General features: G+C 59.1%; 18 protein-coding genes and 1 pseudogene. 10 read left to right on the forward strand and 9 right to left on the reverse strand.

Annotation, left to right across the window (positions count from 1 at the left end):
• Positions 1-870, forward strand: coding sequence for a DUF6279 family lipoprotein (locus tag ACMXYI_RS30210; RefSeq protein ID WP_415770753.1), 870 nt, complete (start codon positions 1-3; stop codon positions 868-870).
• A 50-nt stretch (positions 871-920) separates the two neighbouring features.
• Here the strand turns inward: ACMXYI_RS30210 and ACMXYI_RS30215 are convergent, their stop codons facing one another.
• Positions 921-1,313, reverse strand: coding sequence for a transcriptional regulator (locus ACMXYI_RS30215; protein ID WP_415770755.1), 393 nt, complete (start codon positions 1,311-1,313; stop codon positions 921-923).
• Positions 1,314-1,488: 175 nt separating this feature from the next.
• Here ACMXYI_RS30215 and ACMXYI_RS30220 point away from each other — a divergent pair, with 175 nt between their 5' ends.
• Both ACMXYI_RS30220 and ACMXYI_RS30225 read left to right on the forward strand, forming a co-directional pair.
• A complete protein-coding gene (locus tag ACMXYI_RS30220) occupies positions 1,489-2,223 on the forward strand; it encodes a DUF899 domain-containing protein (RefSeq protein ID WP_415770757.1) in 735 nt (244 codons plus the stop codon).
• 209 nt (positions 2,224-2,432) lie between these two features.
• Positions 2,433-2,708 carry a hypothetical protein gene (locus ACMXYI_RS30225; RefSeq protein WP_415770759.1) on the forward strand — a complete coding sequence of 92 codons (276 nt, stop codon included), beginning with the start codon at positions 2,433-2,435 and terminating at the stop codon, positions 2,706-2,708.
• A gap of 69 nt (positions 2,709-2,777) precedes the next feature.
• Here the strand turns inward: ACMXYI_RS30225 and ACMXYI_RS30230 are convergent, their stop codons facing one another.
• On the reverse strand, positions 2,778-4,124 hold the full coding sequence (locus tag ACMXYI_RS30230; RefSeq protein WP_095054295.1) for a DEAD/DEAH box helicase: 1,347 nt from the start codon (positions 4,122-4,124) through the stop codon (positions 2,778-2,780).
• 193 nt (positions 4,125-4,317) lie between these two features.
• Between ACMXYI_RS30230 and ACMXYI_RS30235 the strand changes: the two genes are divergently transcribed.
• Positions 4,318-5,616, forward strand: coding sequence for a mechanosensitive ion channel family protein (locus tag ACMXYI_RS30235; RefSeq protein WP_415770760.1), 1,299 nt, complete (start codon positions 4,318-4,320; stop codon positions 5,614-5,616).
• Positions 5,617-5,732: 116 nt separating this feature from the next.
• On the opposite strand, the gene ACMXYI_RS30240 is transcribed toward ACMXYI_RS30235, so the two are convergent.
• The 4 genes from ACMXYI_RS30240 to ACMXYI_RS30255 form a co-directional block, all read right to left on the reverse strand.
• Positions 5,733-6,233, reverse strand: a complete 501-nt coding sequence (locus tag ACMXYI_RS30240; RefSeq protein WP_415770762.1) for a MepB family protein — start codon at positions 6,231-6,233, stop codon at positions 5,733-5,735.
• Entirely contained in the window at positions 6,230-7,108 is an 879-nt protein-coding gene (locus ACMXYI_RS30245) for a carboxylate/amino acid/amine transporter (protein WP_415770764.1), read from the reverse strand. Before ACMXYI_RS30245 ends, ACMXYI_RS30240 begins: the two co-directional genes overlap by 4 nt.
• Before the next feature lie 211 nt (positions 7,109-7,319).
• Positions 7,320-7,919, reverse strand: a complete 600-nt coding sequence (locus ACMXYI_RS30250) for an FMN-dependent NADH-azoreductase (RefSeq protein WP_415770766.1) — start codon at positions 7,917-7,919, stop codon at positions 7,320-7,322.
• Between the two features lie 150 nt (positions 7,920-8,069).
• Positions 8,070-8,384: a 3-phosphoglycerate kinase gene (locus ACMXYI_RS30255; RefSeq protein WP_129442039.1), complete on the reverse strand. Its 315-nt coding sequence runs from the start codon at positions 8,382-8,384 to the stop codon at positions 8,070-8,072.
• Between the two features lie 49 nt (positions 8,385-8,433).
• Here ACMXYI_RS30255 and ACMXYI_RS30260 point away from each other — a divergent pair, with 49 nt between their 5' ends.
• The 5 genes and pseudogenes from ACMXYI_RS30260 (at position 8,434) to aqpZ (ending at position 13,691) form a co-directional block, all read left to right on the forward strand.
• On the forward strand, positions 8,434-9,357 hold the full coding sequence (locus tag ACMXYI_RS30260) for a LysR family transcriptional regulator (protein ID WP_056742659.1): 924 nt from the start codon (positions 8,434-8,436) through the stop codon (positions 9,355-9,357).
• A 14-nt stretch (positions 9,358-9,371) separates the two neighbouring features.
• Positions 9,372-10,177, forward strand: a pseudogene (locus ACMXYI_RS30265) (alpha/beta fold hydrolase).
• A gap of 3 nt (positions 10,178-10,180) precedes the next feature.
• On the forward strand, positions 10,181-10,738 hold the full coding sequence (locus tag ACMXYI_RS30270; RefSeq protein ID WP_415770767.1) for a peptidylprolyl isomerase: 558 nt from the start codon (positions 10,181-10,183) through the stop codon (positions 10,736-10,738).
• Between the two features lie 82 nt (positions 10,739-10,820).
• Positions 10,821-12,653: an ABC transporter ATP-binding protein gene (locus ACMXYI_RS30275; RefSeq protein ID WP_415770769.1), complete on the forward strand. Its 1,833-nt coding sequence runs from the start codon at positions 10,821-10,823 to the stop codon at positions 12,651-12,653.
• Positions 12,654-12,995: 342 nt separating this feature from the next.
• On the forward strand, positions 12,996-13,691 hold the full coding sequence (gene aqpZ / locus ACMXYI_RS30280; protein WP_415770770.1) for an aquaporin Z: 696 nt from the start codon (positions 12,996-12,998) through the stop codon (positions 13,689-13,691).
• A gap of 15 nt (positions 13,692-13,706) precedes the next feature.
• On the opposite strand, the gene ACMXYI_RS30285 is transcribed toward aqpZ, so the two are convergent.
• On the reverse strand, positions 13,707-14,831 hold the full coding sequence (locus ACMXYI_RS30285) for a GNAT family N-acetyltransferase (protein ID WP_415770772.1): 1,125 nt from the start codon (positions 14,829-14,831) through the stop codon (positions 13,707-13,709).
• Positions 14,832-15,114: 283 nt separating this feature from the next.
• Here ACMXYI_RS30285 and ACMXYI_RS30290 point away from each other — a divergent pair, with 283 nt between their 5' ends.
• The gene (locus ACMXYI_RS30290; protein ID WP_415770774.1) at positions 15,115-16,431 is read left to right on the forward strand and encodes a putative porin; all 1,317 of its coding nucleotides are present in this window, start codon (positions 15,115-15,117) and stop codon (positions 16,429-16,431) included.
• Between the two features lie 229 nt (positions 16,432-16,660).
• Here the strand turns inward: ACMXYI_RS30290 and ACMXYI_RS30295 are convergent, their stop codons facing one another.
• Entirely contained in the window at positions 16,661-17,782 is a 1,122-nt protein-coding gene (locus tag ACMXYI_RS30295; RefSeq protein ID WP_129442027.1) for a beta-ketoacyl-ACP synthase III, read from the reverse strand.
• Between the two features lie 208 nt (positions 17,783-17,990).
• On the reverse strand, positions 17,991-21,902 hold the full coding sequence (hrpA, locus tag ACMXYI_RS30300; RefSeq protein WP_415770776.1) for an ATP-dependent RNA helicase HrpA: 3,912 nt from the start codon (positions 21,900-21,902) through the stop codon (positions 17,991-17,993).
• Positions 21,903-22,013 lie beyond the last annotated feature (111 nt).

Raw genomic sequence — 22,013 nt, forward strand, 5'->3', positions numbered from 1 at the left:
ATGTCGCGCTGGTTGAAGTGTCTCGTCGTCGTTATCACCCTCAGTCTCGCCCTCGGTGCGTGCAGTCGCGTGGGCCTGGCCTATCGCAACCTCGATGTAATCATTCCCTGGACGCTCAGCGATTATCTGAACATGAACGGGGAGCAGAAAGACTGGTTCAACGAGCGCCTCAAAGAGCACCTGAGCTGGCACTGCACCACGCAACTGCCGGGCTACCTCGACTGGCTGGATCGCTTGCAGGTCATGGTCGAGACCAACCAGGTCACCGAAGCCGCACTGCAAACCCGCGTCCAGGAAGCCAAACAAGCCATCGCCCAAACCGCACGGGAAATCACCCCGTCGGCCATTGCGCTGTTGCAGGGGCTGAATGACCAGCAAGTCGCGGAGATGAACGAGGCCTTTGCCAAGGACCAAAACAAACGCCAGGAGCGATACCTCAAACCGTCTCTCGATCAACAGATCAAAGCGCGCAGCCAGCGCATGGAAAAACGTCTGAATGACTGGCTCGGACCGCTCAGCGCAACCCAGCAGTTACGTGTTGTCGCGTGGTCCAACGCCTTGGGCGACCAGAATACGCAATGGATCGCCAACCGCGTCCATTGGCAGAAGCAGTTCAGTGCAGCGGTTGCGCAGCGCCAGAGTCCAGAATTCCCACAGAGAATCGAGACGCTTCTGGTCAATCGCGAAAGTTTGTGGACGTCCGCTTATCGCCAGGCCTACGCCAGCACCGAAGCCCAGGCACGGGGGCTATTTGTGGATTTGATGGCCGAAAGCACGCCGGAACAGCGCCAGCGGTTGTTGAAGAAGATCGAGGGAGTGAGGAAGGATTTCAATGATTTGAAGTGTTTGAAGGCGGTGCATCAGGGATAGCTTTCAGTCAGCCAAACATCGCGGGTAAGCCCGCGATGTTTTTAGAGGTATCAGGCAATCTGCGCCTTCGACGCCACCTCATCAAACGTCACCTCATCCAGCGCATCCTCCTGCTCATCCAACACCTGCCGCGGATGGTCATTGCCCGGAATGCTGCTGTCGATCAGGCTCAATAAGCTCGAACCCCGAGGCGTCAAAATGTAGTTCGAACCGTTACCACCTTGATCCTCAGGCCGAGGCTCAATATAGCCGCGCGCCAACAGTAACTTTTCATACTCACCGGCCACTGCTTTCAGATGATCCAGGTTCTCGATCTCCTCGCCGTTCGCCGCTTTCTCCGCCGCATACTGCTCGGCGTAGGGCCGTGGCGTAAAGCTGTGGCCGGCGCTGTTCTGCACCTCGTGCAGCAAGCGTTCAATCAAATCCCAGTTATAAGTCGTCATCCTGATCAACCTCCAGTACCCGCGAGTGAAATGGCCTTCATAGGTTGTGACCGACGCGGTTCGTAGCCGTTCAGCCGAGGTTTTTGCCTTTACCGACCGGCGGCCTGTCGAATTGGGCGTAGGCCAAACGACTAGGCTGTGTAAGTCACCTCCCAGCACCCCGCAGGAGAATCCCATGAACATTCAGAATCATCCCGTCGTCTCCCGAGAAGAATGGCTCGCCGCCCGCAAGCAACACCTGGCCCACGAAAAAGCCTTCACCAAAGAACGAGACAAACTCAGCGCCGAACGCCGCGCCCTGCCCTGGGTGAAAATCGACAAGGACTACCGCTTTCAGGGTCCGAACGGTGAACTGAAACTGGCTGACCTGTTCGGCGGCCGTAGCCAGTTGGTCATCTACCACTTCATGTTTGGCAAAGGTTGGGACGAAGGCTGTTCCGGCTGCTCGTTCCTGTCCGACCACATCGACGGCGCCAACCAGCACCTGGCCCACCATGACGTCGCCGTGGTGGCGGTTTCCCACGCACCGTTCGCCGAATTTCAGGCCTTCAAACGGCGCATGGGCTGGAAATTCGATTGGGTGTCGTCAGAAGGCTGCGACTTCAATTATGACTTCGGCGTCTCGGCCCGAGCAGAAGACGTCACCGCCGGTAAAGCCACCTACAACTACGAAAAATCCGACGGCGCCGAAGAAGAACTCCCCGGCCTCAGTGTGTTTTATCGCAATGAAGCCGGCGAGATTTTCCACACCTATTCCACCTATGCCCGAGGTCTCGACATGTTGGTCGGGGCTTACAACTACCTCGACCTCACGCCCAAGGGGCGTAATGAAGAGGAAATCATGGAATGGGTGAGGCTTCATGATAAGTATGACGATGAAGCCCCAGCCGGCTGCTGCCATGAGGGATAGAAATCGACTGTGGGAGTGAGCTTGCTCGCGGTGACTGGCAAACATTCATTACTGATATCGCCTGATACACCGCTATCGTCGAATCGCCGCCCGGAGCAAGCTCACGAAACCGTCGCCCAACAGGCGACCGGGTTTGGCGTCTCTGAACTTTTTACGCCCTTCAACCCTCAACCGGATAACCCGCCTTAACCGGAAATGAGGCCTGCCCCATGAAAACCCTGCTGAAACTCACCCTCGCCGCTACCCTCGCCTGCGCCCTTCCCGCTTGGGCCTGCACACCCGAAGAAGCCACCATTAAGCGCGAACAACTGGCCAAGGAAGTCACCAAACTCACCGAGCAAAACCCGGCCAAGGCCAAGGAAATCAACGATGAACTGCAGCAGATGGATCTGGGGACGGCCAGCAAGGATCTGCCGGACAAGTGCCAGTTGATTGATCAGCGACTGAAGGAACTGGGATCGGCGGAGAAGAAAGCCGAGAGTTAATCGAACCAGGAATTTCAGGCATAAAAAAACCGGACATTGGTCCGGTTTTTTATTGGTCGCTAAAACTGCTTATTCAGCAGCCGGCGCTTCCGGCTTGCGGCGTTTCAGCGGGGCCATGCCGTCCTTGCTGACCAGCGACAGGGCGTCGGTCTTCGGGCGGTTGGCGATTTTGCGTTTGGTCGGTGCCTTGGCGCCGGTTTTCTTCTTGTCGCCCTTGGCGTCGACTTTTTTCTTCTTCACGCCAACGGCTTTGCCCGAGGCCTTGACCTTTTTCGGTCCGCCGTAGGTGCCTTTGACTTCCTTGATGGTGCGGCGCTCGAAGCTCTGCTTGAGGTAGCGCTCGACGCTCGACATCAGGTTCCAGTCGCCGTGGCAGATCAGCGAGATGGCCAGGCCATCGTTACCGGCACGACCGGTACGACCGATGCGGTGAACGTATTCGTCGCCGCTGCGCGGCATGTCGAAGTTGATCACCAAGTCCAGGCCTTCCACGTCGAGGCCGCGAGCGGCGACGTCGGTGGCGACGAGGATTTTCACGCCGCCCTGCTTCAGACGATCGATGGCCAGCTTGCGATCCTTCTGGTCTTTGTCACCGTGCAGGACGAACGCCTTGTATTCCTGCGCCACCAGGCGGCCGTAGATACGGTCGGCCATGGCCCGGGTGTTGGTGAACACAATGGCCTTCTGATAGGTCTCATTGGCCAGCAGCCAGTTCACGATCTGTTCTTTGTGCTGGTTGTGGTCAGCGGTGATGATCTGCTGACGGGTGGTCGCATTCAGATCGCTGACGTTGTTGAGCTGCAGGTGCTCAGGGTTGTTCAGCACCTTGGCGACCATCTCGCGCAGGCCCGAACCACCGGTAGTGGCGGAGAACAGCATGGTCTGCTGACGGTTGGTGCACTCTTCCACCAGACGCTGGACGTCTTCGGCAAAGCCCATGTCGAGCATGCGGTCGGCTTCGTCGAGGACCAGGACTTCGACTTCCTTGAGGTCGAGGTTACCGGCGTTCAGTTGCTCGATCATCCGGCCCGGCGTACCGATCAGGATGTCCGGTACCTTGCGCAGCATGGCAGCCTGGACCTTGAAGTCTTCACCGCCGGTGATCAGGCCGGACTTGATGAAGGTGAACTGAGCGAAACGCTCAACTTCCTTGATGGTTTGCTGGGCCAGCTCGCGGGTCGGCAGCAGGATCAGGGTCTTGATGCTGACGCGGATTTTAGCCGGGCCGATCAGACGGTTGAGGATCGGCAAAACGAATGCAGCGGTTTTGCCGCTACCGGTTTGCGCTGTCACCCGCAGGTCACGCCCTTGGAGCGCCAGCGGAATAGCCGCTGCTTGCACAGGCGTTGGCTCGACAAATTTAAGCTCGGCCACGGCTTTGAGCAGGCGTTCGTGCAGGGCGAATTGGGAAAACACGGGTGCTACCTCGAAGAAATACAAAAAAACAGCTGCATAGGGTAACGGTTTCGAGCGCTAAGGCCGAGTTTCTTTATACAAACGGCGCTAAACAGTGGTTTTTTTGTTGCGTCTTTTGTCCTCAAACGTCATCCAAAGCGTCTTAAATGCTCTAATCGCCCCGTCGCGTCCTACAGAAGAACCGTTTTCGCCCATGGATATCAAACAGCTCTGGCTCAACGTCCAAGACCTTTGGGGTGCCCTTGATCAGCACCCGCTCCTGCATTCCAGCCTGGCATTGGTGGTATTGCTGGTGGTTGCGCTGGTCCTCGGACGAGTGGCGCGCTACCTCATTCTGCATGTGACCAAAATGCTCGGTCGCCAGCCGGCATTGCACTGGATCAACGACTTTCGGCATAACAAGGTCTTTCATCGCCTGGCGCAGATCACCCCCTCGCTGGTGATCCAGTTCGGCTTGCACCTGGTGCCGGAGTTGGGCAAGACCAGCCTGATCTTCCTCGGTAACGTCGCACTGGCATTTACCATTCTGTTTTTGCTGTTGGCGGTCAGTGCCCTGCTCAGCGCCCTGCTCGACATCTACGCGCGCACCGAACATGCCCGAACCCGCTCGATCAAAGGCTACATACAACTGGCGAAAATGGTCTTGTACGTGTTTGGCGCAATCATCATTGTCGCTACCCTCATTGACCGTTCGCCGCTGTTGCTGCTGTCGGGTCTGGGCGCCATGTCGGCAGTGATTCTGTTGGTCTACAAGGACACCCTGCTGTCGTTCGTCGCCAGCGTGCAGCTGACCAGCAATGACATGCTGCGGGTCGGCGACTGGATCGAGATGCCGCAAGTCGGCGCCGACGGTGACGTGGTCGACATCACGCTGCACACGGTCAAGGTGCAGAATTTCGACAAGACCATCGTTTCGATTCCAACCTGGCGCCTGATGTCCGAGTCGTTCAAGAACTGGCGCGGCATGCAGCAGTCCGGTGGGCGACGGATCAAGCGCAGCCTGTTTATCGACGCCAGTGGCGTACGATTCATCCGCGATGACGAAGAGCAGAAGCTGTCCCAGGTGCATCTGCTGACCGACTACATCAGTCGCAAGCAGGCTGAGCTCAAGGCCTGGAACGAAGCCCAGGGCAACGTTGCAGCGATGTCGGCCAACCGTCGGCGGATGACCAATATCGGGACTTTCCGCGCCTATGCACTGGCGTACCTAAAGAGTCACCCGGAAATTCAACCGAACATGACCTGCATGGTTCGGCAGATGCAGACTACCGCTCAGGGGATTCCGCTGGAGATCTACTGCTTCACCCGCACTACCGTGTGGGCGGATTACGAGCGGATTCAGGGGGATATTTTCGATTACTTGCTAGCGGTGTTGCCGGAGTTTGGCTTGAGCCTTTATCAGCAACCCAGTGGCGGAGACCTAAGGGCCGGGTTGCTACCGGCCATGTTAGGCGCGAGCCATATCCCCGAGCCAGAAAAACACATCATGTAGCCACACATTCCCCCCTGTGGGAGCGGGCTTGCTCGCGAAGGCGGAGTTTCAGTCGACATCTATATTGACTGACACTCCGCCTTCGCGAGCAAGCCCGCTCCCACAGGGTTAGGTGTCTATTTTCCAAAGAGTCGGCGCACCTGAACCGCGTCGGCGCTCCCATTCTGTTCAAGTGCGAAGAAATACTTCAGCTGCCATTGCTGCGTCCTGATCGCCTGTTTTGCAACAGGTCTGGCCCAGGGCGGATAGACGCGAATTGCGCGCTTGCCACCGTCACCGTCAATCGACATGACCCCTTTGGCAGCCAGTATCTTCTGGTCGAACACGAACTGCCCACAGTGCGTTTCATCAGCAACGCTCACCACCACAAAGGCAACTCCATCACCGGTGTCGAGCGGTGCAATCTCGCTGGCCGGCGTCGGCCGCTTCCACAGCGTGACGAACTGGCCGATCTTGGTCGGCGTGGTTTTCGCCACACGGTAGACGATCGTCTGCCCATCGAGGCCAAAGCGGCAGGCGCCGTATTCGGCGCTCTCTTCCTCGCGTTGAGCCTCATTCGTTAATGTCATGCCGGCGGGCTCGTAGATCTGCTCGATGGCGGCGATCAGATCCATCATTGCCGTTCCTGCACCGGCTTCGCTTGTCGTCTGACACCCAACCGACTGATCCACACCGCCATCAAAATCACCGACCCACCCAGGAACAACCGTCCCAGCGCTTCATGCTGATTCCAGATCAGCAGATTGATCAGCAACCCCACCGGCACATGCAGGTTGTTCATCACCGCGAGCGTCCCGCCATTCACCAGGCACGCGCCCTTGTTCCACCAGTACAACCCGAGCGCAGTCGAGACCAGGCCGAGGAACACCAGCACACCCCATTGCAGCGGTGCTTCGGGAAGGAAGTTCTGTTTGCCGAACAGCAAAAACGCCGGCAACGCCACCGCCAATGCGCCCAAATAGAAGTAGCCAAAGCGCCGGTAATGCGGCAAATCGCTCGGATGGCGGGCCACCAGATGCTTATAGAGCACCTGCCCGGCGGCGTAGGTGAAGTTGGCCAGTTGCAACAGCAGGAAGCCCATGAAGAAATCCGGGTTGATCCGGTCGTAGCGAATCACCGCCGCGCCCATCACCGCCACCAGTGCCGCGACCAATGCCCATGGATTGAAGCGCCGGTTCAGCGCATCTTCGATCAAGGTCACGTGCAGAGGCGTGAGGATGGTGAACAGCAACACCTCCGGCACCGTCAAAACCCGAAAGCTCAGGTACAGGCAGACGTAGGTCACGCCGAATTGCAACGCGCCGATCAGCAGCATGCCGCGCATGAACGCCGGTTCAACCGAGCGCCAGCGGGTCAACGGAATGAACACCAGCCCCGCCAGCACCACTCGCACCAGCACCGCAAAGTAACTGTCGACATGACCGGCCAGGTATTCGCCGATCAAGCTGAAGGAAAACGCCTGAATCAGCGTGACAAAAAGTAGATAGCCCATGCTCGCCTCGTTTCGAATGGCGGCGACGATAGCGGTTTTTGCCGGCCATCGCTAAATCGCAGGCAAAAAAAAGCCCGATCTCGCTAAAGCGTTCAATCGGGCTACAGCACTCAGGAGCAACAAGTGCAAAGGGAGGTTCGATGCGCGTAAAGCCTTGAAGAGGTTGCGCCAGGTCACTTGAACATCAAGGGATTATCTGGCGATTAAAGCCTCAGGCGACGAGGGAAAGCTTGGCGTTGGCCTGGCTCAGGCCTTTCTCCTGGAAGTCACCGCCCAGGTTCATGCCTTCGGCGTGAATGAACGTCACGTCGTGAATCCCGATGAAGCCCATGACCTGACGCAGGTAGGGTTCCTGGTGATCCGCCGGGCTGCCGGCGTAGATCCCGCCGCGCGCAGTCAGCACGTAGGCACGCTTGCCGCTGAGCAAGCCTTGCGGGCCGGTGTCGGTGTACTTGAAAGTCACGCCGGCACGCAGCACATGGTCGAGCCAGGCTTTGAGGGTGCTCGGGATGGCGAAGTTGTACATCGGCGCGGCCAGGACCAGTACATCGGCGGCCAGCAGTTCGTCGGTCAACTGGTTGGAGCGTTCCAGGGAAACCTGTTCGATGTCGTTGCGCTGCTCGGCAGGTTTCATCCAGCCGCCCAGCAGGTTGATGTCCAGATGCGGCACCGGGTTGACGGCCAGGTCACGAACGGTGATCTGGTCGTTCGGGTGTGCGGTTTGCCACTGGCTGATGAAGGTCTGGGTCAGTTGACGCGAAACCGAGTCTTGCTGACGAGCACTGCTTTCGATGATCAGAACGCGGGACATGGGATGTAGCCTCCATCTGAGAATGTTGTAAGTCGATGGAGTGAAGGTTAAACAGAGTTAAATCGATGAAAAATCGCAAATAACTGCTATAAACCATCAATAAATTCGTTTATAAGCGGAGCATGCCTGGCGGGCGTGCTCCGCTTGAGGTCATTTGGGGGTGCAGGTCAGTTTGATACGCATCTTGATGATGCTTCGGTTGAACTTGGCGGTGGCATTTTTGTGTTTACCAGCGGCGACTTCGATATTGCGGGTGCGTGGCGCTTCCGGGCCATTGTTGAAAACCACCTTACAGGCCGCATCGGTGGTGCCGTAGTTGTTCACCTGAATGGAGGCGATGTCACTATCCGTGTCATACGCGTTGTAGTCGATGCTCAAGCCGTTCAGCTGTTTTTCAACGTCGATCGGATAGGCAAACGCCGTCAGCGGCAGCATTGCCAACAGCACGCAACAGAATTTTTTCATTCAGCAGTCTCCAATAAGGACTGCCAGCTTAGGACAAGAGGAGCTATTCATGAAAGCGCCCCGCGTGACCCTTGATCAATGGCGAACGTTACAGGCCGTGGTCGACCACGGCGGTTTCGCCCAGGCCGCCGAAGCGCTGCACCGCTCGCAATCATCGGTGAGCTACACCGTGGCGCGCATGCAGGACCAGCTCGGCGTGCCGCTGTTGCGCATCGACGGCCGCAAAGCGGTGCTGACCGAAGCCGGCGGCGTGCTGCTGCGCCGTTCGCGGCAACTCGTGAAACAGGCCAGTCAGCTGGAGGACCTGGCCCATCACATGGAGCAAGGCTGGGAAGCGGAAGTGCGGCTGGTGGTCGACGCCGCCTACCCGAGCGCCCGCCTCGTCCGCGCCTTGACCGCGTTCATGCCGCAAAGCCGTGGCTGCCGGGTGCGTCTGCGCGAAGAAGTGCTGTCGGGGGTAGAAGAAGTCTTGCTCGAAGGCGTGGCCGATCTGGCCATTACTGGCTTCAGCATTCCCGGGTATCTGGGCGCGGAATTGAGCGACGTCGAGTTTGTGGCTGTCGCTCACCCCGAACACCCGCTGCATCGTCTGAACCGCGAACTGAACTTCCAGGATCTGGAATCCCAGATGCAAGTGGTCATCCGCGACTCCGGTCGCCAGCAGCCACGGGACGTCGGCTGGCTCGGCGCGGAACAGCGCTGGACCGTCGGCAGCCTGGCCACCGCGGCAACTTTTGTCAGCAGTGGCCTGGGTTTCGCCTGGTTGCCTCGGCACATGATCGAACGGGAACTCAAGGAAGGTCTGCTCAAGCTGCTACCGTTGGACCAGGGTGGCAGCCGCAACCCGAGCTTCTACCTGTACTCGAACAAGGACAAACCCTTGGGTCCGGCCACGCAGATTCTTATCGAACTGCTGCGCACTTTTGACACAGCGCCGCTGGATGCACCTTTCGCCGCCCCTGAACAAGCCTGACACGGAGTGTACGCATGGCCTATTTCGAACACGATGGTTGCAACCTGCACTATGAGGAATATGGCCACGGTACGCCGTTGCTGCTGGTCCACGGGCTGGGTTCCAGCACCCTGGACTGGGAAAAGCAGATCCCGGCGTTGTCGGCCCGCTACCGGGTGATCGTGCCGGATGTACGCGGCCACGGTCGCTCCGACAAACCCCGCGAGCGCTACAGCATCGCCGGCTTCAGCGCCGACATGGTCGCCCTGATTGAACACCTGAACCTCGGCCCCACTCATTACGTGGGCCTGTCCATGGGCGGCATGATCGGTTTTCAACTGGCCGTGGATCAGCCGCAATTGCTCAAAAGCCTGTGCATCGTCAACAGCGCGCCCGAGGTCAAACTGCGCAGCCGCGACGATTACTGGCAGTGGTTCAAGCGCTGGAGCCTGATGCGCGTCCTCAGTCTGGGCGCCATCGGCACGGCCCTGGGCGGCAAGCTGTTCCCCAAACCCGAACAGGCCGACCTGCGACAAAAAATGGCTGAGCGCTGGGCAAAAAACGACAAACATGCTTATCTCGCCAGCTTCGATGCAATCGTTGGCTGGGGGGTTCAGGAACGACTTTCGCGGGTCTCCTGTCCAACCCTCATCGTCAGCGCCGACCGTGACTACACACCGGTCTCGCTGAAAGAGGCCTACGTAAAACTGCTGCCCGATGCGCGGCTGGTGGTGATCGCCGATTCGCGCCACGCCACCCCGCTGGATCAACCCGAAATATTCAACCAAACGCTGCTCGAGTTTCTCACCGCAGTCGACACCACCTCACTCAGGATCACTGACCCATGCTGAAAAAAATCGCCCTCGTCGCTGGCTCCGTTCTGTTTGCCGCCAACCTGATGGCCGCAACGCCCGCCAAGGCGCCGCACGTTCTGCTGGAAACCACCAACGGCCAGATCGAGATCGAACTGGACCCGGTCAAGGCGCCGATCAGTACCAAGAACTTCCTTGATTACGTCAACAGCGGCTTCTACAACAACACGATTTTTCACCGTGTAATTCCAGGGTTCATGATCCAGGGCGGCGGTTTCACTCAACAAATGCAGCAGAAAGAAACCAAGGCACCGATCAAGAACGAGTCCAAAAACGGTCTGCATAACGTCCGTGGCACGCTGTCCATGGCCCGCACCTCTAATCCTGATTCGGCCACTAGCCAGTTCTTTGTGAACGTCAAAGACAACGACTTCCTGGATCAGGGCGATGGCTATGCCGTGTTCGGTAAAGTCGTGAAAGGCATGGACGTGGTGGACGTCATCGTCAACTCGCAAACCACCACCCGTGGCGGCATGAAAGATGTGCCAGCCGACCCTGTGTTCATCAAGTCGGCCAAAGTCATCGACTAAGCTACACAGGAAGTCTTGAGCGGCTGCCGGAGTGCGCCGCTCACACTGTTCAAAGGAGAGCCCGTGCGCGGGCGGAGAACTGATGCTTTATCGCCGTTTCGAGAAACTGATCGACATTTTCCGCGAGGCCCCGACGGCCGCTCCGCCGGATCGGGTTCTCCCTTTTTATACCTATTACTTGAAGCAGGTCTGGCCGAGTTTCGCCGTCCTGCTGTTGGTCGGTCTGATCGGTGCGCTGATCGAAGTGGCGCTGTTCAGTTACCTGAGTCGCATCATCGACCTGACCCAAGGCACGCCTAACGTCGATTTCTTCAAGGAACACGGCATCGAGCTGGCCTGGATGGCGGTGGTAGCCCTGGTTTTTCGGCCGATTTTTGTTGGCCTGCATGACCTGCTGGTGCACCAGACCCTGAGCCCCAGCATGACCAGCCTGATTCGCTGGCAGAACCACAGTTATGTGCTCAAACAGAGTCTGAATTTTTTCCAGAACGACTTCGCCGGGCGCATCGCCCAACGCATCATGCAGACTGGCAACTCGCTACGCGATTCAGCCGTGCAAGCGGTGGACGCGCTGTGGCACGTGCTGATCTACGCGATCAGCTCGCTGGTGCTGTTCGCCGAAGCCGACTGGCGCCTGATGATCCCGCTACTGACCTGGATCGTCGCCTTCATCAGTGCCCTTTACTACTTCGTGCCACGGGTCAAGGAACGTTCGGTCGTGTCCTCCGATGCGCGCTCCAAACTCATGGGGCGGATCGTCGACGGCTACACCAACATCACTACCCTGAAGCTGTTCGCCCACACCAACTTCGAGCAGCAATACGCTCGCGAAGCGATCAAGGAACAAACCGAAAAAGCCCAACTGGCCGGCCGGGTGGTCACCAGCATGGACGTGGTCATCACCAGCATGAACGGCTTGCTGATCGTCGGCACCACCGGCCTGGCCCTGTGGCTGTGGACGCAGTCGCTGATCACCGTAGGCGCGATTGCCCTGGCCACCGGCCTGGTGATCCGCATCGTCAACATGTCCGGCTGGATCATGTGGGTGGTCACCGGGATTTTCGAAAACATCGGCATGGTTCAGGACGGTTTGCAGACCATTTCCCAACCGGTCAGCGTCACCGATCGCGAGCAGGCCAAACCGCTGGCGGTCAGCCGTGGCGAAGTGCGTTTCGAGCACGTGGATTTCCACTATGGCAAGAAGAGCGGGATCATCGGCGACCTCAACCTGACCATCAAGCCCGGCGAGAAAATCGGCCTGATCGGTCCATCCGGCGCAGGCAAGTCAACCCTGGTCAACCTGCTGCTGCGCCTCTATGACGTGGAGGGCGGGCGCATCCTCATCGACGGCCAGAACATTGCCGAAGTCGGCCAGGAAAGCCTGCGCGAGCGCATCGGCATGATCACCCAGGACACGTCCCTGCTGCATCGCTCGATCCGCGACAATTTGTTGTATGGCAAACCCGATGCCACCGACGCCGAACTCTGGGAAGCGGTGCACAAGGCCCGTGCCGACGAGTTCATCCCATTGTTGTCGGACTCCGAAGGCCGCACCGGTTTTGATGCCCACGTCGGTGAACGCGGGGTGAAACTCTCCGGCGGTCAGCGTCAGCGGATTGCGATTGCTCGCGTGCTGCTCAAGGACGCGCCGATCCTGATCATGGACGAGGCCACCTCGGCGCTCGACTCGGAAGTCGAAGCGGCGATCCAGGAAAGCCTCGAAACCCTGATGCAGGGCAAAACCGTGATCGCCATCGCCCACCGGCTCTCGACCATCGCTCGCATGGACCGGCTGGTGGTGCTGGAAAAAGGCAAGATCGCCGAAACCGGCAGCCACGCCGAACTGCTGGCCCATGGCGGGTTGTATGCGCGGTTGTGGCAGCACCAGACGGGTGGATTTGTCGGCATCGACTAAATTTTTCGGACGCCAATGCCCTTGTAGCAGCTGGCGCAGCCTGCGTTCGGCTGCGGAGCAGTCGTTCATCCAGCACATGCGTTTTACCTGAAACACCGCGTTGTTTGATTTTACGACTGCTCCGCAGCCGAACGCAGGCTGCGCCAGCTGCTACATAGACTTCCTACATCATTAAAACCGTCAGAGACCGCCAACCACGGGCTCTGGCGGTTTTTTATGGCTGCTGGAAATCCGCCAAAACCCTGCTGTAATCAGCCAAGGTTCTGGAGATGAGCCTGTCGTAAATGTGCAGGAGGCATCACTCGATACAGTCTCGATAGGAAGCCTATCAAGGACGCTCTCATGTCTCTGTTCAAACGTTCAGTCACTGAGTTGTTAGGTACGTTCTGGCTGGTGTTGGGGGGTTGCGGCAGTGCGGTCCTGGCCGCGTCTTCTCCGCTGGGGATCGGGGTGCTGGGTGTGGCCCTGGCCTTTGGTCTGACGGTACTGACCATGGCATTCGCCATTGGCCATATTTCCGGCTGCCATCTCAACCCCGCCGTCTCGGTCGGTTTGTTCGTTGGCGGTCGATTCCCCGCCAAAGAGCTGCCCGCCTACATCATCGCTCAGGTGATTGGCGCGATTATCGCGGCGGCCTTGATCTACTACATCGCCAACGGCAAGGATGGCTTCGATGTCGCCAACGGTCTGGCTTCCAACGGCTACGGCGAGCATTCTCCCGGCAAATATTCGATGGCCGCAGGCTTTGTCTGTGAGCTGGTGATGACGGCGATGTTCGTGCTGATCATCCTCGGTGCCACCGACAAGCGCGCCCCCGCCGGGTTGGCACCGATCGCCATCGGCCTGGCCCTGACGCTGATTCACCTGATCTCGATCCCTGTCACCAACACCTCGGTCAACCCGGCCCGCAGCACTGGCCCGGCGCTGATCGTCGGAGGCTGGGCCATCGCGCAATTGTGGATGTTCTGGGTGGCGCCGCTGCTCGGCGCGGTGATCGGCGGCGTGACGTATCGATGGTTAGGCAAGGAAGGCAGCTGAAGCCCAGGGCGAGGATCAGTCTTGCCGGTAAGGCAAGGCCGTCCTCGCTTCCTCGGCATACGCCAACACACCGACGCGCTCTTGCTGCAAGAAGTCTTTGACGGCAGCTTTCAGGCCGGGATGACGCAAGTAGTGCCATGAATGAGTGATCACGGGTTCGAACCCGCGAATCAACTTGTGCTCGCCCTGGGCACCGGCATCGAAACGCTGGAAGCCATTGGCAATCGCGTAGTCCATGCCTTGATAGAAACAGGTCTCGAAGTGCAGACGGTCGAACTCCGCCAGACAGCCCCAGTAACGACCGTAAAAACTGTCGCCGCCCACCAGACTGAACGCCATGGCCACCGGCCGTGAGCCTTGCTTGGCCAACACCACACGAATCGACTCTGGCATGCGCTCGGCCAGCAAACTGAAAAACTCCCGCGTCAGATACGGTGCTTGCCTACGCACTGCGTAGGTGTTGGCGTAGCAGGCATAGACAAAATCCCACTGCGCCTGATCGAGTTGCCTACCTTCAAGCCATTCGAAATCAATGCCCTGCCCCGCCACTTGTTCGCGTTCCTTGCGCATCTGCTTGCGCTTGCGCGAACTGAGGACGTCGAGGAAGTCCTGAAAGTCCCGATAGCCGCGATTCTGCCAGTGGTACTGACAGCCGATACGCTGCAACCAGCCCGGCTGCTCGGCCAAGGCTACGTCAGTGAACGGGTCGGTGAAGTTGATGTGGGCACTGGAGAGTTGTTCGATTTCAAGGTAGCCCGGCAGGCTTTTCAACAGTTCGAAACCGTCCTCGAGCGTGGCCGCCAGTAAACGCGGGCCACTGACCGGACTGAACGGTACGGCCGTCAGCAGCTTGGGGTAGTAATCGATACCGGCACGCTCGCAGGCATCAGCCCAGGCGTGATCGAACACGTACTCGCCGTAGGAATGCCATTTGCGGTAACTGGGCAGCGCGGCAATCAGGCGATCGCCTTCGATATGCAGCAAATGCTCGGGTTGCCAGCCGGAATGAGGGCCGACGCTACCGCTGTCTTCCAGCGCGCTGAGAAAGGCGTGGCGCAAAAAGGGCTGATTCTCGGGCACCAGGGCGTCCCACGTCTGCGACGCGATTTCGGACAGACTTTCCAGACGTTGCAGCGGCATCAGTTCTTTCCCTACTTCTTTGCGTGAAAGCCCGGCGAGTATCGCCCATCGCCAAAAAATCCACACGAGCAATCCGCCGACAGGGCTCTGGATAAGGGTGTTCGCCATATTTGTATCGTCATCGAGATGCCATCACATTGCCACTGCTCTGTCATAAACCATCGCGATACTGGCGCCTGTTTTTAGAGCGCCGGGTTCTATACCTGGTCACTGTTTTCCGTCCGTCAACGGTCGGTTGTGTCCTGGATGGCTCAGTCATCCCATTACATCTTCGGAGATTGATATGCGTCTTGCTTCCACGAAAACTGCGGCGGCCTTGTGTGGCGGGTTGCTGCTGGCCATGAGTGTTCCGGCCAGCGCCGCAGTCGACGCCAAACTGCTCGACATGCTCAAGGCAAACGGCTCGATTTCGCCTGCGCAGTACACCGAACTGCAAGCCGAGCTGGCCAGGGATCAAAAAGACCAGCAAATCGCCCGCCAGGCTCAACAAGAGACCAACGAACAGATCGCGGCGACTGCGAAGAAAACCAATGAACTGAGTACCTTCGACCAGAAACTGGCGTGGGCTGCCAAGACCCAGTTCAAGGGTGACGTGCGTTTCCGTCAGGAAACGGTCAAGAACGATGGTGTTTCCAACACCGGCGACCAGGATCGTCAACGTATTCGTGTCCGCCTGGGTGCCTACACTGCAATCAACCCGCAAGTGGACACCGGCATCCGTATTGCCACTGGCAGCGACAACGATCCTCGCTCCACCAACCAGAGCCTGGACAACAACTTCACCAAGAAGGATATCTGGCTGGACCAGGGTTACGTCGACTACCACCCTGACGCCATCAAGAACCTGCACCTCGTTGGCGGCAAGATGCCCCAGCAATGGGTGAGCATGGGCGACATCATCTGGGATAGCGACATCAGCCCGGAAGGGCTGGCACTGACTTACAAATACCCGCTGGGCGGCAGCACCGAGCTGTTCGGTAGCGCTGGCCACTACACTCTCAAGGACAACGTCGACGGCGAAGGCAAGCAGTTCCGTCACGACCTGCGTCTGTATGCAGGCCAGTTGGGTGCGCGCTTCGCGATCACCGACAACTTGAAAATGACGCTGGGCGGCAGTCTCTACGCTTACGACAACGACAACGACATCAACAATACGTGTGCTGCGAACACCTGCCGACTGGCCATTAACGGCAACACGGCGAATGAACAGTTCAAACTGTACGAAGGCTTCGGTCAGCTCGACATCGGCGGCCTGCCAATGCCGCTGTCGATCTACGGTCAAGTCGTCAACAACGACGATGCCAGCAACGATCAGGACATGGGCTGGTTGGCCGGTGTCAAGACCAACGTCTTCGGCTTCGGTGTGGACTACAACTATCGCGACGTACAGCGTAACGCGGTGGTCGGTGCCTTCACCGACTCTGACTTCGCCAACGGCTTCACCGGTTCGCGCGGCAGCAAGTTGAAAGTGAGCTACGAGATCGACAAGAATTTCGCCCTCGGCGCGACGTACTTCATGGCTGATTCCGACTACACCAACGCCACTCTGCGGGACTCGAAAATCAACACCCTGCAACTGGATGCTGAAGCCAAGTTCTGATTCCCCGCTACACGACTCGGGCAAGGACGCCTGAGCCGCTTTTACAAACTCGCGTTGTGGTATCGGTCCCCATCATCCGTCCGATACTGCAGCGCGAGTTTTTTTGTCGGCGCAAAAAAAGATCGCAGTCTTCGGCAGCTCCTACACCGACCGTATTCCAACCCCGATATCGCGTTGAAATCCAATCCCGTGCAGGAGCTGCCGCAGGCTGCGATCTTTTAAAGCGAACTCAACGCTTACGCAGAATCACGCTACCAATCGAGTAACCGGCGCCGAACGAGCTGAGCACTGCCAGCGAACCGGCGGCCAGATCGTCCTGGTTCTTGTGAAACGCGATCACGGAACCGGCGGAGCTGGTGTTGGCGTAGGTGTCGAGAATCACAGGGGCTTCTTCTTCGGTGGCTTCACGGCCCAGCAGTTTCTTGACGATCAGGTGGTTCATGCTGAGGTTGGCCTGGTGCAGCCAGAAGCGTTTCACGTCGCTGATGTTGAGCGTGTTCTCTTCCAGGTGCGTAGCGATCAGCTCGGCGACCATCGGGCAGACATCGCGGAACACCTTGCGGCCTTCCTGCACGAACAGTTTGTCCTTGGCGCCGATACCCTCTTCCGCCGCGCGGTTGAGGAAGCCGAAGTTGTTGCGGATGTTGTTGGAGAACTTGGTCAGCAGCTTGGTGCTGACGATATCGAACTGGTACTTGGACGTTGCCAGGTCAGCACGTTCAATGATCACCGCGGTCGCGGCGTCGCCGAAGATGAAGTGACTGTCACGGTCGCGGAAATTCAGGTGACCGGTGCAGACCTCCGGGTTGACCATCAAAATCGCCCGGGCCTGACCCAGTTGCACGCTGTTGGCCGCAGCCTGAATGCCGAAGGTCGCCGAGGAGCAGGCGACGTTCATGTCGTAACCGAAACCCTGGATGCCCAAGGCTTCCTGGACTTCGATGGCGATGGCCGGGTAGGCACGTTGCAGGTTGGAGCAGGCGACGATCACGCCGTCGATGTCCGCAGCGGTCTTGCCGGCACGCTGCAAGGCTTGCTCGGCGGCACCGATAGCCATTTGGCAAAGCACCGACCACTCGTCATTCGAGCGTTCCGGCAGGCGTGGCGCCATGCGTTGCGGGTCGAGAATGCCTTCCTTGTCCATGACAAAGCGGCTTTTGATGCCAGAGGCCTTTTCGATAAACGCCGCGCTGGACTCGGTCAACGCTTCGATTTCGCCGCGCGCGATGGCGTCGGCATTGTCGGCGTTGAATTGCGCGACGTAAGCGTTGAAAGACTGCACCAGCTCTTCGTTGGAGATGCTGTTGGCCGGGGTGTACAGGCCGGTGCCGCTGATGACGACGTTATGCATGGTCGTTTCTCTAATCTATTCAGGCAGAAAGTGTTGGCACCGACGTACCAACACACAAAGGATCTGCTCCCGTCAGGGGGAACAAACCTGGCATCGCTTTATTCCGATCCGCCCAGACCTGTGAAGGCTCAAAACCGCGGGGCCGGCGCTTATAGGCGCGAAGTTTGCCATAAACATTGGGTTTTGGCGCCTTTTGCGAGATCGAAAGCTACGGCTCGACTTGGGTCCACTGCTTGTTCAGGCGCTTGTCGGAGATCGGCACCTTGGTCCCCAATTGTTGGGCGAACAGGGAAACCCGATATTCCTCCAGCCACCAGCGATACAGTTCCAGCTGCGGATCGCGTTTGCCTTCCTGAGCGTGCTTGTTGGCGCGAGTCTGATATTGCGTCCACAGACCGGACAATTCGCCGCTCCAGACCCGATCCCTCTGCACCTGAGCGCCGATTTTCTCGAAGCGCTGCTCGACCGCTTTCAGATAACGCGGCAGCTCCTTGAGCCACTGCATCGGGGTTTCGCGGACGAAGCCCGGATACACCAGATGACTGAGCTGCTGCTTGATGTCGTTCAGGGCCACGGCTTGCGCCAGATCAATCTTGCCCTTGAAGCGCTTTTGCAGGCCGTGCCAGAGCTTGAGAATCTCCAGCGTCAGCTTCGCCAGCCGTTCGGCGTGCTCGGTCCAGCCGCCGCGTTTGCGCTCAGCCAGTGACGCCAACCCGGCGCCATCCCGTGGCAGCGGGTCTTCGCCGTCGAGAATGCAGCTGTCGAGGCTGGCCAGCAGGATGTCCTCCACCAAAGCATCGATGCGCCCCAGTTCGCGGTACATCAGCCCCAGCTCGGTCAGCCCCGGCAACTTGCCGCGCAGGAACTTCGCCGGTTCGGCCAGTTGCTGCATCAGCAAACGCTGCAAGGCGCGGCGATGCTGGAACTCGGCTTCGGCCGGCGTCGAAAAACGTCCTTCCTTGACCGTGCCGCTCTCTTCCACCAGCGCCGGATACACCGTCATCGATAGCCCGGCGATCTTCTGCTGGGTTTTCTCGGCGACGGCGGCAAACACCTTCGGCTCCACCGGTTGCTGATTTTTCACAGTTTGCGGCACGGCCAACGCGGCCTGACTGGCTTCGGCAAAGCGTGCGGTCAGTTCCGCCAGATCACGCCCTTCGCCAAGGAATTTGCCCTGGCCGTCGACGATTTCCAGGTTCATCCGCAAATGACTGTCGACCTGCTGCGACGCTTCGGCCCAGGCTTCATCGCTGACCCGCGCACCGGTCATGCGCAACAGTTCACGGCCCAGCGCTTGAGGCAACGAGCCCTCGGCGAAAGTCATGCGTTGCAATGCGGCTTTGACGAAGTCCGGCACCGGTACGAAATTCTTGCGCAGGGCTTTGGGCAGGTTACGTACCAGCGCGATGCATTTGGCCTCGATGACGCCCGGCACCAGCCATTCCAGACGTTCCGGCGGCAGCATCGGCAACAACGGTGCTGGCACGCGCAGGGTCACGCCGTCACGCGGGTGGTTCGGCTCGAAGTGGTAGCTCAGCGCCAACTCCAGATCACCGATGTGCAAGGTGTCCGGGTAATGCAGGGCGGTGACTTCACTCGCCTCGCGTGCCAGCACGTCTTCTTCGCGCATGATCAGCAGCTGCGGGTCTTTCTGGCTGTTGACTCGGTACCAGCTGTCGAAGGTCGCGGTCTGGTGGATCTCCGCCGGCAGTCGCGCATCGTAGAAGGCGAACAGGGTTTCTTCGTCGGCCAGAATGTCGCGACGGCGAGCCTTGGCTTCCAGTTCGTCGAGCTGTTCCAGCAACTGCGCATTGGCGGTCAGGCACTTGGCCTTGGACTGAATCTCGCCGCGCACCAGGCCTTCACGAATGAAGAACTCACGAGACACCACCGGGTCGATCGGCCCGTAATGCACCGGCCGGCGACCGACCACGATCAGTCCGAACAAGGTGATTTGCTCGAAGGCCACGACCTGGCCGCGCTTCTTCTCCCAATGGGGTTCGAAGTGGTTTTTCTTGATCAGGTGTCCGGCCAAGGGCTCGATCCAGTCGGCGTCGATCTTGGCGACCATGCGCGCGTAGAGCTTGGTGGTTTCCACCAGTTCGGCGGCCATCAGCCATTGCGGACGCTTCTTGCCGAGGCCCGATGACGGGTGAATCCAGAAGCGCCGCTGACGGGCGCCGAGGTAGTCGCCCTCTTCGGTTTTTTGGCCGATCTGGCTGAGCAGCCCCGAGAGCACGGCTTTGTGCAGTTTCGGGTAATCCGCCGGCTCTTTGTTAATGCTGAGCTGCATGTCGCGGCAGATCAGGCTCAGCTGGCGGTGAGAGTCGCGCCATTCGCGCAGACGCAGATAATTCAGGAAGTTCTTGCGGCACCAGTTGCGCAGCGGACTGGCGGTCAGCGCCTGGCGCTGTTCTTCGAAACCACGCCACAGATTGACCAGCCCGGCGAAGTCCGAGTCCACGTCTTTCCACTGAGCGTGCGCCTGATCCGCCGCTTGCTGACGTTCCGGCGGACGCTCGCGCGGGTCTTGAATCGACATGGCGCTGGCGACGATCAGCACTTCCTGCAAGCTGCCGAGTTTCGCCGCCTCCAGCAGCATGCGCCCCATCCGCGGGTCCACTGGCAGTCGGGCCAATTGGCGGCCAAGCGGCGTCAGTTGGCTGTTGCGGTCGACCGCCGAGAGTTCTTGCAGCAGGTTGAAACCGTCGCTGATGGCCTTGCCATCCGGCGGCTCGATAAACGGGAAATCGGTGATCTCGCCGAGGCGCAGATGCAGCATCTGCAAAATCACCGCTGCGAGGTTGGTTCGCAGGATTTCCGGGTCGGTAAATTCCGGGCGACCGATGAAATCCTCTTCGCCGTAGAGGCGGATGCAGATACCCGGTTCGACCCGTCCGCAGCGACCTTTACGCTGGTTGGCGCTGGCCTGGGAAATGGCTTCGATGGGCAGGCGCTGGACCTTGGCGCGGTAGCTGTAACGGCTGATGCGCGCGGTGCCGCTGTCGATCACGTAACGAATGCCCGGCACGGTCAGCGAGGTTTCCGCGACGTTGGTCGCCAACACGACGCGACGGCCTGGGTGCGACTGGAAAATCCGCTGCTGCTCGGCCGGCGACAGTCGTGCGTAGAGCGGCAGAATCTCGGTGTGTTTGAGTTGGGCCTTGCGCAGCATGTCGGCGGCGTCACGAATCTCGCGCTCGCCGGGCAGGAACACCAACACATCGCCGGGGCTCTTGCGCTCGCTGCGTTCGAACGCGGCGATTTCGTCGAGGGTGGCGAGGATCGCCTGATCCACGGTCAAGTCATCCTCGACGCGGTTGCCCTCTTCGTCTTGCTCCAGGGTCAGCGGGCGGTACCAGGTTTCCACCGGGAAGGTGCGGCCCGAGACTTCGACAATCGGCGCATCGTCGAAATGCTTGGAGAAACGCTCCAGATCGATGGTGGCCGAGGTGATGATGACCTTCAGATCCGGACGACGCGGCAGCAGGGTTTTCAGGTAACCGAGCAGGAAGTCGATGTTGAGGCTGCGTTCGTGGGCTTCGTCGACGATGATCGTGTCGTAGCGTTCGAGGTAGCGGTCGTTCTGGGTTTCCGCCAGCAAGATGCCGTCGGTCATCAGTTTGATCAGGGTGTTGGAATCGCTCTGGTCCTCGAATCGCACCTGATAGCCGACCAGCGCACCCAACGGCGTCGCCAGTTCTTCGGCGACCCGGCTCGCCACGCTGCGGGCGGCGATTCGACGCGGCTGGGTGTGGCCAATCAGGCCATGCTGGCCGCGACCGATTTCCAGGCAGATCTTCGGCAACTGGGTGGTTTTACCCGAACCGGTTTCACCGGCAATGATCAGCACCTGATGCTTGAGCAGCGCTGCTTTGATTTCATCGCGCTTGGCGGCGATCGGCAGGCTGTCGTCGTAACGAATCACCGGCAGGCTGGCCCGCCGCGCCAATACCTGATCACAGGACACCTGCGTGCGCGTCACCCACTGGGCCAGCTTGGCTTCGTCAGGTTTTTTGCGCAGCTCAAGCAACTGCCGCCGCAGCCGGTGGCGGTCGGCGAGCATGGCGTGATCGAGGTTTTTCAGCAGTTTGTCGATGGAAGGCGATTCGTCAGTCATCAGGTACGCAATAAGTCGTCTAGTGGCGCAGGGGGGCGATTGTCGCAGATTTGCGCCGCCATGTGATCGTTCCCACGCTCTGCGTGGGAATGCAGCAAGGGACGCTCTGCG

The sequence above is a fragment of the Pseudomonas lyxosi genome (assembly GCF_047758685.1).
Lineage (GTDB): Bacteria > Pseudomonadota > Gammaproteobacteria > Pseudomonadales > Pseudomonadaceae > Aquipseudomonas > Aquipseudomonas lyxosi.

What these genes read in the sequence shown, in the direction of transcription:
- ACMXYI_RS30210 (WP_415770753.1), top strand. Translation starts at nt 1, where the DNA reads ATGTCGCGCTGGTTGAAGTGTCTCGTCGTCGTTATCACCCTCAGTCTC.
- ACMXYI_RS30215 (WP_415770755.1), bottom strand. Translation starts at nt 1,313, where the DNA reads ATGACGACTTATAACTGGGATTTGATTGAACGCTTGCTGCACGAGGTG.
- ACMXYI_RS30220 (WP_415770757.1), top strand. Translation starts at nt 1,489, where the DNA reads ATGAACATTCAGAATCATCCCGTCGTCTCCCGAGAAGAATGGCTCGCC.
- ACMXYI_RS30225 (WP_415770759.1), top strand. Translation starts at nt 2,433, where the DNA reads ATGAAAACCCTGCTGAAACTCACCCTCGCCGCTACCCTCGCCTGCGCC.
- ACMXYI_RS30235 (WP_415770760.1), top strand. Translation starts at nt 4,318, where the DNA reads ATGGATATCAAACAGCTCTGGCTCAACGTCCAAGACCTTTGGGGTGCC.
- ACMXYI_RS30240 (WP_415770762.1), bottom strand. Translation starts at nt 6,233, where the DNA reads ATGATGGATCTGATCGCCGCCATCGAGCAGATCTACGAGCCCGCCGGC.
- ACMXYI_RS30245 (WP_415770764.1), bottom strand. Translation starts at nt 7,108, where the DNA reads ATGGGCTATCTACTTTTTGTCACGCTGATTCAGGCGTTTTCCTTCAGC.
- ACMXYI_RS30250 (WP_415770766.1), bottom strand. Translation starts at nt 7,919, where the DNA reads ATGTCCCGCGTTCTGATCATCGAAAGCAGTGCTCGTCAGCAAGACTCG.
- ACMXYI_RS30255 (WP_129442039.1), bottom strand. Translation starts at nt 8,384, where the DNA reads ATGAAAAAATTCTGTTGCGTGCTGTTGGCAATGCTGCCGCTGACGGCG.
- ACMXYI_RS30260 (WP_056742659.1), top strand. Translation starts at nt 8,434, where the DNA reads ATGAAAGCGCCCCGCGTGACCCTTGATCAATGGCGAACGTTACAGGCC.
- ACMXYI_RS30270 (WP_415770767.1), top strand. Translation starts at nt 10,181, where the DNA reads ATGCTGAAAAAAATCGCCCTCGTCGCTGGCTCCGTTCTGTTTGCCGCC.
- ACMXYI_RS30275 (WP_415770769.1), top strand. Translation starts at nt 10,821, where the DNA reads ATGCTTTATCGCCGTTTCGAGAAACTGATCGACATTTTCCGCGAGGCC.
- aqpZ (WP_415770770.1), top strand. Translation starts at nt 12,996, where the DNA reads ATGTCTCTGTTCAAACGTTCAGTCACTGAGTTGTTAGGTACGTTCTGG.
- ACMXYI_RS30285 (WP_415770772.1), bottom strand. Translation starts at nt 14,831, where the DNA reads ATGCCGCTGCAACGTCTGGAAAGTCTGTCCGAAATCGCGTCGCAGACG.
- ACMXYI_RS30290 (WP_415770774.1), top strand. Translation starts at nt 15,115, where the DNA reads ATGCGTCTTGCTTCCACGAAAACTGCGGCGGCCTTGTGTGGCGGGTTG.
- ACMXYI_RS30295 (WP_129442027.1), bottom strand. Translation starts at nt 17,782, where the DNA reads ATGCATAACGTCGTCATCAGCGGCACCGGCCTGTACACCCCGGCCAAC.
- hrpA (WP_415770776.1), bottom strand. Translation starts at nt 21,902, where the DNA reads ATGACTGACGAATCGCCTTCCATCGACAAACTGCTGAAAAACCTCGAT.